This window comes from Hydrogenimonas cancrithermarum (genome assembly GCF_030296055.1).
Classification (GTDB): Bacteria; Campylobacterota; Campylobacteria; order Campylobacterales; family Hydrogenimonadaceae; genus Hydrogenimonas; species Hydrogenimonas cancrithermarum.
This window is the reverse complement of sequence record NZ_AP027370.1, coordinates 1,017,898-1,030,206: the sequence shown is the minus strand read 5'-3', so window position 1 is coordinate 1,030,206 and position 12,309 is coordinate 1,017,898. Positions and strand designations below refer to the sequence as shown.

General features: G+C 52.7%; 14 protein-coding genes. 13 read left to right on the top strand and 1 reads right to left on the bottom strand.

Going from position 1 to position 12,309, the window contains the following annotated elements:
• The first annotated feature begins 14 nt into the window (after nucleotides 1-14).
• The 8 genes from gap (at nucleotide 15) to QUD54_RS05200 (ending at nucleotide 7,171) form a co-directional block, all read left to right on the top strand.
• A complete protein-coding gene (gene gap / locus QUD54_RS05235) occupies nucleotides 15-1,010 on the top strand; it encodes a type I glyceraldehyde-3-phosphate dehydrogenase (protein ID WP_286337899.1) in 996 nt (331 codons plus the stop codon).
• Between the two features lie 13 nt (nucleotides 1,011-1,023).
• Entirely contained in the window at nucleotides 1,024-2,232 is a 1,209-nt protein-coding gene (locus QUD54_RS05230; RefSeq protein ID WP_286337898.1) for a phosphoglycerate kinase, read from the top strand.
• A complete protein-coding gene (locus QUD54_RS05225; RefSeq protein ID WP_286337897.1) occupies nucleotides 2,225-2,944 on the top strand; it encodes a triose-phosphate isomerase in 720 nt (239 codons plus the stop codon). The genes QUD54_RS05230 and QUD54_RS05225 overlap by 8 nt, the downstream gene beginning before the upstream one ends.
• Before the next feature lie 98 nt (nucleotides 2,945-3,042).
• Complete coding sequence (locus tag QUD54_RS05220) at nucleotides 3,043-3,351, top strand: four helix bundle protein (protein ID WP_286338012.1); 309 nt, start codon at nucleotides 3,043-3,045, stop codon at nucleotides 3,349-3,351.
• Nucleotides 3,352-3,469: 118 nt separating this feature from the next.
• Entirely contained in the window at nucleotides 3,470-4,291 is an 822-nt protein-coding gene (gene fabI / locus QUD54_RS05215; RefSeq protein ID WP_286337896.1) for an enoyl-ACP reductase FabI, read from the top strand.
• 123 nt (nucleotides 4,292-4,414) lie between these two features.
• Complete coding sequence (locus QUD54_RS05210; RefSeq protein ID WP_286337895.1) at nucleotides 4,415-5,638, top strand: hypothetical protein; 1,224 nt, start codon at nucleotides 4,415-4,417, stop codon at nucleotides 5,636-5,638.
• 101 nt (nucleotides 5,639-5,739) lie between these two features.
• A complete protein-coding gene (locus QUD54_RS05205; RefSeq protein WP_286337894.1) occupies nucleotides 5,740-6,204 on the top strand; it encodes a DUF3157 family protein in 465 nt (154 codons plus the stop codon).
• Between the two features lie 7 nt (nucleotides 6,205-6,211).
• The gene (locus tag QUD54_RS05200; protein WP_286337893.1) at nucleotides 6,212-7,171 is read left to right on the top strand and encodes an ABC transporter permease; all 960 of its coding nucleotides are present in this window, start codon (nucleotides 6,212-6,214) and stop codon (nucleotides 7,169-7,171) included.
• 193 nt (nucleotides 7,172-7,364) lie between these two features.
• Here QUD54_RS05200 and nusA read toward each other — a convergent pair whose 3' ends face one another.
• Entirely contained in the window at nucleotides 7,365-8,486 is a 1,122-nt protein-coding gene (nusA, locus tag QUD54_RS05195) for a transcription termination factor NusA (RefSeq protein WP_286337892.1), read from the bottom strand.
• A 172-nt stretch (nucleotides 8,487-8,658) separates the two neighbouring features.
• Here nusA and QUD54_RS05190 point away from each other — a divergent pair, with 172 nt between their 5' ends.
• The 5 genes from QUD54_RS05190 to QUD54_RS05170 are packed head-to-tail and all read left to right on the top strand — an operon-like array spanning nucleotide 8,659 to nucleotide 12,309.
• Nucleotides 8,659-8,904 (top strand): HP0268 family nuclease, encoded by a 246-nt coding sequence (locus QUD54_RS05190; RefSeq protein WP_286338011.1) that lies wholly within the window; start codon nucleotides 8,659-8,661, stop codon nucleotides 8,902-8,904.
• Between the two features lie 16 nt (nucleotides 8,905-8,920).
• Complete coding sequence (gene miaB, locus QUD54_RS05185) at nucleotides 8,921-10,222, top strand: tRNA (N6-isopentenyl adenosine(37)-C2)-methylthiotransferase MiaB (protein WP_286337891.1); 1,302 nt, start codon at nucleotides 8,921-8,923, stop codon at nucleotides 10,220-10,222.
• A gap of 55 nt (nucleotides 10,223-10,277) precedes the next feature.
• Nucleotides 10,278-10,844: a lysophospholipid acyltransferase family protein gene (locus tag QUD54_RS05180; RefSeq protein ID WP_286337890.1), complete on the top strand. Its 567-nt coding sequence runs from the start codon at nucleotides 10,278-10,280 to the stop codon at nucleotides 10,842-10,844.
• On the top strand, nucleotides 10,831-11,298 hold the full coding sequence (locus QUD54_RS05175) for a hypothetical protein (RefSeq protein WP_286337889.1): 468 nt from the start codon (nucleotides 10,831-10,833) through the stop codon (nucleotides 11,296-11,298). The genes QUD54_RS05180 and QUD54_RS05175 overlap by 14 nt, the downstream gene beginning before the upstream one ends.
• A 57-nt stretch (nucleotides 11,299-11,355) precedes the next feature.
• Entirely contained in the window at nucleotides 11,356-12,309 is a 954-nt protein-coding gene (locus QUD54_RS05170; RefSeq protein ID WP_286337888.1) for a hypothetical protein, read from the top strand.

Here is a 12,309-nt window from a genome sequence, read left to right as displayed (position 1 = left end):
GTTAAGGAAAGCGTGTGGCATTAAGGATCGCTATCAACGGATTTGGGCGAATCGGGCGGAGCGTGGCACGCATCGTTTCGAAACGGGACGATGTCGAACTGGTCGCGATCAACGATCTCGCCGATCCGAAAACCCTCGAATATCTGACCAATTTCGACAGTGTCCACGGGCCTCTCGACGAGGAAGCCCTGGTCGAGGGAAACGTTTTGAGGCTGGGCGGGCAGTCGGTCGAGATTTTTCGCGAGCCCGATCCGGAAAACCTGAGGTTCGCGGATGCGGGTGCCGATGTGGTTCTCGAATGCAGCGGCCGCTTTTTGAGAAGCGAGATCGTGCAGACCCACATTCGCCATGGCGCCAAACGCGTCGTCATCTCCGCGCCTGCCGAAGACGATACGCCGACCTATGTTTTCGGCGTCAATGCGCACTCCTACAAAGGCGAAGCGATAATCTCCAACGCAAGCTGTACGACCAACTGCCTCGGCCCCATCGCCCGCGTCATCGACGAGATCTACGGCATAAAGACGGGGCTCATGACGACGATTCACGCCTACACGGGCGGACAGAGCCTGATGGATGCCGCGATCTCGAGCGATATGCGTCGATGCCGCGCGGCGGCGGTCAACCTCGTCCCGACCTCTACCCATGCCGCCGAAGCGATCTACAAAGTGCTTCCGAATCTCAAAGGAAAGCTTCACGGCCAGAGCGTACGGGTGCCTACACCCGACGTTTCGCTGATGGACCTGAACCTCGTGCTCGAAAAACCGACCTCCGCCGAGGAGGTCAATCTCCTCTTTCTGGAAAAGGCGAAAGGAGAGCTCAGAGGCATCCTCGGGATCGACGAGAAATTCGGCGTCAGCCAGGATTTTTGCGGTGATACGCGCAGCGGCATAGTGGCGACCGATCTGACACAGGTGATCGGGGGAAACATGCTCAAAATCATGGCCTGGTACGACAACGAATGGGGCTATGCCAACCGCCTTGTCGACATGGCACTACACATCTCAAAATAAAGGATATCCACCGATGCGACTTTTGACGATCAAAGACCTCGATCTTGCGGGAAAGAAAGTTTTTATACGATGCGACTTCAATGTACCACTCGACGAGTTTGGCAACATCACGGACGATCGCCGTATCCGCGCGGCGCTTCAGACGATCCGCTACTGCCTCGACCATGAGTGTGCCATCGTTCTCGCGAGCCATATGGGACGCCCGAAAGGGGAGTACAGCGAGAAATATTCGCTCAAGCCGGTAGCCAAACGTCTTCATGCGCTGCTCCATCACGACGTGACGCTGGCGAAAGATGTCGTGGGGCCCGATGCGACGGCCAAAGCCGCGGCGCTCCAGGGCGGCGAGATACTTCTTCTGGAGAATGTGCGCTTCGAACCGGGCGAAACGAAAAACGATCCGGAACTCGCGAAAAAGTTCGCTTCGATGGCTGAATTCTACGTCAACGACGCATTCGGCGTCAGCCACCGCGCCCATGCGTCGGTCGAAGCGATCACCCACTATTTCGATGCGGACCACAAAGGCGCCGGTTTCCTTTTGCAAAAAGAGATCAAATACTTCCACAAGCTGCTCAAGAAGCCGACACGCCCCTTTATGGCGATCGTCGGGGGAAGCAAAGTCTCGGGCAAGCTCGAAGCGCTCATCAACCTTCTTCCAAAAGTCGACAAGATGGTGATCGGCGGAGCGATGGCCTTTACGTTCCTCAAAGCGGCGGGGCTGGAAGTGGGCAACTCCCTGGTCGAAGACGATTTGCTCGATGACGCGAACCACATCGTTCAGGAAGCCAAGCGTCTGGGTGTCAAACTCTATCTGCCGGTCGACTTCGTCGTCGCTCCCGAGTTCAAAGAGGATGCCCCCGTAAAATACGTCACCTATCAGGAGATTCCGGCAGATTGGATGGGGCTCGATATCGGCCTGGCGTCGACACGCCTCTTCCGAGAAGCGCTCTCGGATTGCCAGACCATTCTCTGGAACGGGCCGATGGGTGTCTACGAGATGGACAAGTTCGCCCGCGGCAGTTTCAAACTCGCCAACTACGTGGCGGAATCGTACGCCACCAAGATTATCGGCGGGGGCGACACGGCCGACCTGATCCAGCGTGTCGGCGTCGACGACGAGATGACCTTCATCTCCACCGGCGGCGGTGCGAGCCTCGAACTGCTCGAGGGCAAGACGCTGCCGGGTATCGCGGCACTGCAGGTCGACGGGGATGACGATGAGTAAAATACTCGCCGCCAACTTCAAGACCAACCATACCCGCGCATCGACCCGTGCGTACATCGAAGCGCTCGATGCCCATCTGGACGCATCGGGGTACAAAGGAGAGACCTACATCTTCCCTCCTGCGACGGCGCTCGACCGTTTCGAGACGAAAGCCGACATCCGAATCGGCGCACAGAACGCCTATCCGACGGTCAAAGGCTCTTTTACCGGCGAGATCGGCCTCGAGCAGCTTGGAGAGTTCGGCATCGGCACCATACTCGTAGGCCACAGCGAACGGCGCCACATTCTGGGTGAGTCGCAGGCGTTCATCGCACAAAAATATGCATGGTTCAAAGAGCAGGGCTTTACCATCGTCTACTGCATCGGCGAGCCTTTGGAAGTGCGTGAAGCGGGTGACGATGCGGTTCGCCGCTATCTCGTCGACCAGTGTGAAGGTATCGATACGGCGTATGAAAAGCTGATATTGGCCTACGAACCGGTCTGGGCGATCGGAACGGGACGAACGGCCACACCGGAGCTGATCGAGCAGACCCATGCCGTCATCAAGAGATTGAGCGACCGCCCGCTGCTCTATGGCGGAAGCGTGAAACCGCAAAATATTGCAGACATTTTGGCTGTTCCCGGTTGTGACGGAGCACTGATCGGCACGGCGAGTTGGGACGTCGAAAGCATGGTTTCCATGCTGGAAACAGCGATGAGAGATGAGAAGTGAGCAATGAGAAATTGGAGTGAGCCGCTTTGCGGACAACTATAGGAATAGACGGCAACGATCCGCTGAAAGGACAGAGTTATCGGTTCGCTCTTAGAATCGTGAAACTCTGTAGATGGCTTCAGGAAGAGTGCAACGAATATATTTTGAGCAAACAGTTGCTTCGTTCCGGTACAGCGATCGGTGCTCTGGTTCACGAAGCTGAGTTCGCCCAATCGAGATCCGATTTTCTCAACAAGCTCTATATCGCTTTGAAAGAAGCCAATGAAACGAAATACTGGCTCTATCTTTTATATGATAGCGCGCTAATCAATGATAAAATGTTTCAGAGCATTCATCCCGATATCCAATCGTTATTGAAGATTCTCGTATCGAGTACAAAAACTTTAAAAGAACAGGTAAAACATTGACAATGGGAAATGAGATAGGTTTGAATGCAATCCATTTTCAATTTCAATGGAAGCCCGCTATGCGGGCATCCGGAATTTCTCATTTCTCATTGCTAATTTCTCATTAAAAGGATTTTTCATGATAATGAAAGGAAAACGCGGCCTCATCGTGGGTGTCGCAAACAACAAATCGATCGCATACGGCATTGCCAAAGCGTGTCATGAGCAGGGGGCGGAACTTGCGTTTACCTATCTCAACGACGCGCTCAAAAAGCGTGTCGAGCCGATCGCGGCGGAGTTTGGCAGCGATATGGTCTACCCACTCGATGTGAGCAAACCCGAAGAGTTCGAAGCCCTGGCGGAGAATCTCGAAGCGAAGTGGGGGACGTTCGACTTCGTCGTTCACGCCGTGGCGTTCGCTCCGAAAGAGGCGCTCAGCAATCCGTTCGTGGAGACGACCAAAGCGGCCTTCGATGTGGCGATGGACATTTCGGTCTACAGCCTTATCGAATTGAGCCGCCATATGCTTCCGATGCTGAACGACGGAGCCTCCATTCTCACGCTCAGCTACCTCGGTGCCGAAAAGTACATTCCCAACTACAATGTCATGGGTGTCGCCAAAGCGGCACTCGAAGCGTCGGTACGCTACCTCGCCGCGGATCTCGGGCCACGAAAGGGCATCCGCGTCAACGCGATCAGCGCAGGCCCCATCAAGACCCTGGCGGCCAGCGGTATCGGCGACTTTCGTTTCATTCTCAAATGGAACGAAGCCAACGCACCTCTGCGCCGCAACGTCACGATCGAAGAGGTCGGCAACAGCGCGATGTACCTGCTGAGCCCGCTCGCGAGCGGCGTAACCGGCGAAGTGCACTATGTCGATGCGGGCTATAACCTGATGGGCATGGCGGCCGTCGACGAAGAGGACGGAAAAGCGGTTCTGAACTGGGATAAACAGAAATAAGTGTTACTTAAAGTAAACAAAGATCGTGATAACTCTAGATAATCCATTATAATAGTTATTTAAGTTTGTTATATGGTATAATGGCGCTTGCAAGCTAAAAAACAAAAACCCTAAGGAGTAGGAATGAAATTTGCAAAACTGAGCCTCGCGGCGATCATGGCAATGGGAATCAGCGCATTCGCTGATGTAAAAGTGAGCGGAGACGTCAAAGTTTACTACGGTACGAACGATGCCGACAAATGGGATGGCGTTCTGGGCAATGCTCAAACAACTCCCCCTTCTACACATACACCTTCGGACGCGAGCCTTTTCGGACAAGATAACTCTTATGCGAATGCAGCGGTAAGTATCGATGCTGAGACTGAACTTGCCGACAGTATCAAAGCGAAAGTCGGCTTCACGATGCTTGAAACGATGGGCCTCGAAAGCAGCATCGTAAGTGATGTATGGGCAGGAAGCAAAGTAGGTTCTCAAATGTGGTTCGACGAAGCGAACCTCCAGGGAACGGTTTTCGACAAAACCGCCGTCATCTTCGGACGCCAGTACCTTGATACGCCGATGGTTTTCTCTGAAAGATGGAACATCGCGGCAAACAGCTATGACGCTGCAGTCGTCGCCGACAGCCATCTCGAAAAGACGACGCTCGTCGCTGCATGGGTTATGCGAAGCAATGTCAATGGCGGTGCTACCGTTGCAACTGACGATCGTTTCGGTGGTCAGCCTTTCACTACTTTCGGTGACAACGGCGCTTACGCGTTCGGTGCTGTAACTACCGCTATTCCGATGACGACTGCGCAGGCTTGGTACTATGCTGTCGACTCTGTCGCCACTGCTTATTGGCTGCAAGCCGACGTTACGCCGGATATCGACAGCGATATGAAACTTGAAATTGGTGTACAGTTCGCAGGTACGGCTCTTTCTCATAAAATCAACGATGATGCGACTGTATGGGCCGCTAAAGTCGGTGTCAACGTTGCCGGTTTCGATATCTCCGGTGCCTACTCTTCTGCCGACAAAGGTGACCTCGGTTTCACGAACGTTGGCGGTGCACAGTCCAAACTCTACACTGAAGCATGGTGGAACTACGGATACGTATCTGCACCCGATACGGATGCTTACAATGTATCTATTTCTTACATGGCGGAAGGCATTGCCAAACTCGGCGCATACTATACTGCAACCGACAGCAATGACAGAGGCGAGGATCTTACCGAATTCACTTTGACAGCTGATAAGTCTTTCGGTGCGTTCGATGCGGCTTTGGCATACATCTATACAGATGCAGAAAATCAAAACAACGACGACGCGTTCAATACCGTTCAAGTCTATCTGACTTACAACTTCTAATTTAAAGTATATTAGCTTTAAAACCTGCCTGCCTTCGGGCGGGCTTTTTTTATGCCAAAGTTTTCGCGATTTTGCTATAATCCTCGAAAAAAGGAGAGATCGTGAAAAGGCTGTTTTTACTTCTTCTAACTTCGCTGCCATTACTCGCAAGCCAATACGCCACACTGAAAGACGGTACCAAAATCATTTTGAAAGATGACGGGACATGGGAAAAAGTGGAAATCATTCCGGAAAACGCTGTCGATGCGACCAAGGTAAGCCCCCTTGCGGAAAAGATCATCAAGGCGTTACAGGGCAAATGGAGCTCGAAAGATGGGAAGATTGCCTATTGTTTCCAGGGCAACAGGGTCACTTTCACAAAAGATGGGAAATCGAAAACAGAATCTTTCAAAATCGAAAATATCGAGCCCGATACATTGAGATTCCATCTCAACGCCGGTGAAACGACGAAAATGGGCTTCTTTTCGGTCGGTGGATTTACACGATATCTGAAACTTTCCAAAGATCATGCAACGCTTCTCGACCGGTCGGAAACATTTCCCGTAACACTTCACAAAGTGCAGTAAGGGCACGATGTCTCTTTTCATCCGTAAACTCCTTTACATCGGCGGGATGCTCGGGCTCATTTCGCTCATCTCATTTCTCGCCATACACGCCGCGCCTAACAGTTTTTTCGCGGCAGGAGAGCTCAACCCCAACATCACCAAAGAGTCGATCGAGCATCTGAAGGCGATCTACGGCCTCGACAGGCCGCTGTGGGAGCAGTATGTCCGCTGGGTCTGGGCGCTGCTGCATCTCGATTTCGGCCTCTCGTTCGCCAGTGGCAACAGTGTCAGCAGCGAGATCGCTTCGCGCATTCCCATAACCTTGACGATGAATATCGTTTCCATGCTGTTCATTTTTTTCATTTCGCTTCGTCTTGGTATCAAGGCGGCGCTGAAAGCGCAGAGTCCGGCGGACAGAGCCATCAAACAGCTCTCTTTGGTCAGTTTCGCGATGCCCTCTTTCTACCTCGCACTTCTGCTCATTCTCTTTCTCTCCCTCAAGCTCGGTTGGTTTCCCATCAGCGGGTTGCAGAGTATCGAACCCAAAGAGGGTCTGATGAAGTGGTTCGACTACGCATGGCACCTCGCCATCCCCATCTTCGTCATGGTCTTTGGAGGGATCGGCGGTTTGACGATGTATGTGAGATCTTTGACGCTGGAGATTTTGAAAAGCGATTACATCTTTTTCGCCAAGGCCCGAGGCATCGACGACAAAAATATCCGAAAGCGGTTTATCATGCCGAATCTCATGCCTTCGATTGTCACGATCCTCGGTCTTTCTTTGCCGGGGCTTATCGGCGGCAGCGTCATCATCGAATCGATCTTCTCGATCAACGGGATGGGGCTGCTTTTCTATCAGTCGGCACTGAGCCGGGATTATCCGGTGATTATGGGGATTTTGATCATTACGGCATTTCTGACGCTGCTCGGAAACGTTCTGGCCGATTTGGCACTTTGGAGACTCAATCCGTATGCGAAGAGGGGATGATGGAAGATGGAAGATGGAAGATGGAAGATGGAAGATGGAAGATGGAAGATGGAAGATGGAAGATGGAAGATGGAAGATGGAAGATGGAAGCGTGAAAAACGGTTTTTAGCAAAATCTTGACAAACCGGTAGCCAAAGGCTACCGTTACTCACTACTCACTACTCACTACTCACTACTCACTACTCACTACTCACTACTCCCCGAAGAGTGCTTTGAGTGCGTCCGGGTTGATTTGGGCTTCCTCTTCGGTACCGCCTTCTGCAGATGGTGCCGACGTCGAAGCGATCTCGTTGAGTTCGATCTGGTAGCCGGTCAGCATCGATGCGAGACGGATGTTGATGCCGCTCTTGCCGATCGCTTTGGACTTCTGGTCGCTCGGCAGCGTGACGATCGCTTTGTCTTCTTCGATCTTGACGCTGCTGATGATGGCGGGACTGAGCGCTCTGGCGACGAAGATCTCCGGAATCGGAGAGTATTCGATGCAGTCGATGTTTTCACCATGCAGCTCCTGGCTGACGGCATTGATGCGCACGCCGCGTACGCCAACGGTGGCACCGACAGGGTCGACACGCGGGCTGGTGGCGGTAAGTGCCACTTTGGCCCGCTCGCCGGGTATTCGTGCCGACTTTTCGATGACGACCAGGCCGTCGGCGATCTCCGGGACCTCCTGGCGCAGCAGCTCTTCGAGAAATTTCGGCATGGTTCGGGAGATCTCGAGGTGGATACCGAACTTTTTGTCGATGCCGACGTAGCGCAAAATGCCTTTGATCGTGTCGCCGACGCGGAACGATTCGCCCTTGATGCGGTTACGCTTGGGCAGTACCGCCCGAACTTCGTCGATCTCGATATAGGTGTTCTGCTCGCTGTCGACGCGCGTGACCGGGCCGTTGACGATCGTGCCGATCATCGCTTTGTATTTGTTGAACATCTGCTCTTCGACGAAGCGTTGAATGTGATACTCGATCTCGTGATAGAGAGCCGCTGCGGCGCTGCGTCCGTAATCTTCGAGATTCACTTCGCTTGTCAGTTCGTCTCCAAGTTCGACGTCCGGGTCGAGTTCTTTGGCTTCTTCGAGGGAGATGTATTTGTCCGGTTCATCGACCAGTCTCGGGTCGCCGTTTTCTACGACCGTGATCTTTTGATAAAGGTTGTAGTGCTTGTGCTTTTCGTCGATTTCGACTTCGAAGTCGCAGTTTTCGCAGATGACACGTTTCGCGGTCTGAATCACCGCCGTTTTGAACGCCTCTTTGGCAGATTCGGGCGGCAGGCCCTTTTCATGGGCAATAGAGTCGATAATATCGATAATTTTTTCCATCCGTCAACAGTTCCTTTTAAATTTTCGTGATTGATTTTTTGTGCAGTAGAAGTGTGCAGCCTGTTTTTAGGGATCCAATTATACTGAAAGCAATCTTTAACATTTATAAAGGCTTTACCTTTGTTTTGATACAATATATCAATAAATTACGCAAAAAAGATGAGGATAGATGATGGAACTGAAAGCGGCACGTACCGAACTGAATGCAAAACCGAAAACGATCAGCGTCGAGAAGATCGAAAAAGAACTCGAAAAAGATGGCCAGAAGATTTTCTATTTCGACCGCGAAAACTCCCATAAAGATCTCATGGAGATGGTGGAGCATTTCGAAGAGAAGGGCTACAGTGTCTACTTCCGGGAGATCCGTTACGGACTGGACGAGAACGACTACCTTTACGAGGTGCATATCCTGGCGTAAGCGGGAGAATCGGTTTATGGGTAAAAAGTTTTATATCGAGACGCTCGGATGCGCGATGAATGTGCGTGACAGCGAGCATATGATCGCCGAACTGACACGAAAAGAGGGGTATGAGGCAACCGACAGGCTCGAAGAGGCGGACCTCATTCTCATCAATACCTGCAGCGTGCGCGAAAAACCGGTCAACAAGCTTTTCAGCGAAATTGGAGTTTTCAACAAGCGCAAGAAAGAGGGTGCGAAAATCGGTGTCTGCGGCTGTACGGCGAGCCATCTGGGCGAAGAGATCATCAAGCGTGCGCCGTTTGTCGATTTCGTTCTGGGGGCGAGGAACGTCAGCAAGATCACCCAAGTGCTGCACACCCCAAAAGCGGTCGAAGTCGATATCGATTACGATGAAAGCCAGTATGCGTTCGGCGAGTTTCGAAGTTCGCCTTTCAAGGCATACGTCAACATTTCGATCGGATGCGACAAGCAGTGTACCTTCTGCATCGTTCCGCATACGCGCGGCGACGAAGTCTCCATCCCGGCCGATCTGCTCGTTCAAGAGGCGCGCAAAGCGGCGCAAAGCGGCGCCAAAGAGATCTTTCTGCTGGGCCAAAACGTCAACAATTACGGCCGGCGTTTCAGCGGCGAGCATCCGAAGATGAATTTTACCGACCTGCTGCGCCGCATCAGCGAGATCGAGGAGGTGGAGCGCATTCGCTTCACGTCGCCGCACCCGCTGCATATGGACGACGAGTTTCTCGAAGAGTTCGCCCGCAACCCCAAGATCTGTAAATCGATGCATATGCCGCTTCAGAGCGGTTCGTCGCGCATTCTCAAGGCGATGAAGCGCGGCTACACGAAAGAGTGGTTTCTCGACCGTGCGGCGAAACTGCGGGCCATGGTCCCCGACGTTTCGATCAGTACCGACATCATCGTCGCGTTTCCGGGCGAAAGCGACGAGGATTTCGAAGATACGATGGATGTGATCGAACAGGTTCGGTTCGAGCAGATCTTCAGCTTCAAATACTCTCCGAGGCCTTTGACACCGGCGAAAGATTACGAAGGCCAGGTACCCGACGAGGTCGGTTCGGAGCGTCTGGCACGTCTTCAGGCACGCCACAACGAAATGCTCGACGAGATGAAAAGCGGACGCATCGGCAAAGTCTATGAAGTCTACTTCGAAGAGTTGCGTCCCGGCGGAAAAGTGGCGGGGCGTACGGATAACAACTGGCTTGTTCAGGTGGAAGGGAGCGAAGAGCTTCTTGGCCGAATCGTTCCGGTGAAGATCACCGAAACGAACCGCCTCTCGAGCCAGGGAGTGGTGGTTGCGTAAGCGGTTCGCAAGGGCGCTCGCGCTTTGGACCCTCCCGCCTCTTATTTGGACGCTTATGTGGTTTTTGTATCTCACCGCCAGAAAGCGGTGGCACTTCAAGGGCGAATTTCCGGATTCACCCGTCGTGATCGCCTTTTGGCATGGCGAACTGCTGATGGCCCCTTTTATCTACGCCAAACTCGGAACTTCTCGAAAACTCAATATCATGATCAGTGACCATTTCGACGGTGAGATCGTCGCGCGCCTGACCCGGTTGCTTGGAATGAAAACGATCCGCGGTTCATCGCGCAAAGGGGCGGTCAAAGCGCTCATTTCGGCCATCAAGGCGGTGAAGGAAGAGGGCGAGCATGTCGGTATCACCCCGGACGGTCCGAGAGGTCCGCGCCATTCGGTCTCCGATGGTGCCGTCGTTATTGCGCAAAAAGCGGGCATTCCCATCGTGATCGTCAATGTCCGTCCCCAAACGTATTGGCAGGCGGGCAGCTGGGACAGATTTACCGTTCCCAAACCCTTTTCGGCGATCGACTTCTATATCTCCGAGCCGATCGATGTCACCGGAATGGACAAAGGTGCCGCCAAGAAAATGTTGCGCGAAAGGATGTTGGAACATGCAGTCGAGTAGAATGGTTTATGCGCTTTTGGCGCTCTTGCTCCTGGCCGGTATGGCGATCTTTGCATGGACCAACCCCTCTTATGAAAAGGCGTTCGAAGCGAAGTGGCACTATCTGATGGGCGAGTACGACGAGGCCTACACGCTGGCAAAAGAGGCGTATGAACTCGACCGTTACAACCGCATGGCTTTTACCGTGATGACCCAGACGGAAGTGGCGAAGCGCTTCATCGACTATATCCGGGAGGGTGAAGCGTACCTGCGTCAGATCGAGACGATCGCCGATCATCCTCCGATCAGCGATGCCGACCGTATGCGCATCAAATTGATGTGCGAAGTGATGATGGAGAGATACGAGAAACTCGCACCGACGAAATTGACCGAGAAGGAGTTGGTGGAGCGTGCAAGAGATATGTACGAAAAGTTCCAGAACCTCTATCGCTCGTTGTTTCAGAGGCATCCTTAAGCAAAAATAGTTTATTATAATTCAAGATAATTCAAGTTTTTCATGTAAGGGTAAGGTGTGGGCAAACTGCGACGCTATTTCTGGCCGAAAACGGCCCTTCTTTTCTATCTGGACGATGAGAAGATCGAAGCGGCGTTCGGTTATGTCGAAGAAGGCGGTGTCGACATTCAAGAGCGCAGGACGATAGCGATCGGAAAGGAACGTGAACTCGGAGAGTGGCTCGAAGAGATCCGTCGTACCTATCCCAAAATCTATGTCTCCGCGATGCTCGATACCATCAACCAGGGAGCGCTTCCGTCATGCTCGAAAAGTTCGTTCGAACGTTTCGGTGTCGATGCATCCCTCGTCCACTCCATTTGTATCGATGAGAGCTGGCTCGCCTACACCTCTTTGGTCGAGATGAAATGGTTCGAAAAGAAGTTCGAAGGTGTCGATTTCGATTTTCTCTACTCTCCCTTCGTGTTGCTCTACCGGAGGTGCCGGCCGCTGCTCGAAGCGCGCCCGGGGCTTTTTGTGCTGCACCAAAGCGGTACACTTTTTCTCGCCGTCTTCTCGGAAGAGAGAATGTGGTATGCCCAGGTCCTTCTCGTTGCGGATGGTGAAGTGAAGGAGGAGATGATGGAAGAGGAGGACGAGGGGCTCGAAGAACTCGCATTCGATCTCGAGGAGATCGGAGAAGATGTCGAGCCCATCAGCGATGTCGATATGCTGGGAGAGTTCAAAGAGGAGCTCGAACCGAAAGAGCGTGGTGTCGAGGATGCCTCCGCGCTTGAACTTCTCGAGTACAATCTCGATCTTTTCGAAGAGATGAAAGATGCGATCGCAAAATTTTATCACGATGACAGATATCCCCACGAGTTTATCGAAAAGGTGACGATCTTCGATATGGACGATCTGGGCAGTGACCTGGTTCGCTATATCGGAGATGAACTTTTTATGGAAGCGAGCCTGCACAGATTCGATCCGATCGAGACGATGGCGGAGCTCGTCGCGGAAGAGACGGGAAATTAA

Excerpts from the sequence above, each read along its gene's own strand:
- QUD54_RS05210 (WP_286337895.1), top strand. The coding sequence starts at position 4,415 with ATGAAATTTGCAAAACTGAGCCTCGCGGCGATCATGGCAATGGGAATC.
- QUD54_RS05175 (WP_286337889.1), top strand. The coding sequence starts at position 10,831 with ATGCAGTCGAGTAGAATGGTTTATGCGCTTTTGGCGCTCTTGCTCCTG.
- fabI (WP_286337896.1), top strand. The coding sequence starts at position 3,470 with ATGATAATGAAAGGAAAACGCGGCCTCATCGTGGGTGTCGCAAACAAC.
- miaB (WP_286337891.1), top strand. The coding sequence starts at position 8,921 with ATGGGTAAAAAGTTTTATATCGAGACGCTCGGATGCGCGATGAATGTG.
- QUD54_RS05225 (WP_286337897.1), top strand. The coding sequence starts at position 2,225 with ATGAGTAAAATACTCGCCGCCAACTTCAAGACCAACCATACCCGCGCA.
- QUD54_RS05180 (WP_286337890.1), top strand. The coding sequence starts at position 10,278 with ATGTGGTTTTTGTATCTCACCGCCAGAAAGCGGTGGCACTTCAAGGGC.
- QUD54_RS05190 (WP_286338011.1), top strand. The coding sequence starts at position 8,659 with ATGGAACTGAAAGCGGCACGTACCGAACTGAATGCAAAACCGAAAACG.
- QUD54_RS05200 (WP_286337893.1), top strand. The coding sequence starts at position 6,212 with ATGTCTCTTTTCATCCGTAAACTCCTTTACATCGGCGGGATGCTCGGG.
- nusA (WP_286337892.1), bottom strand. The coding sequence starts at position 8,486 with ATGGAAAAAATTATCGATATTATCGACTCTATTGCCCATGAAAAGGGC.
- QUD54_RS05230 (WP_286337898.1), top strand. The coding sequence starts at position 1,024 with ATGCGACTTTTGACGATCAAAGACCTCGATCTTGCGGGAAAGAAAGTT.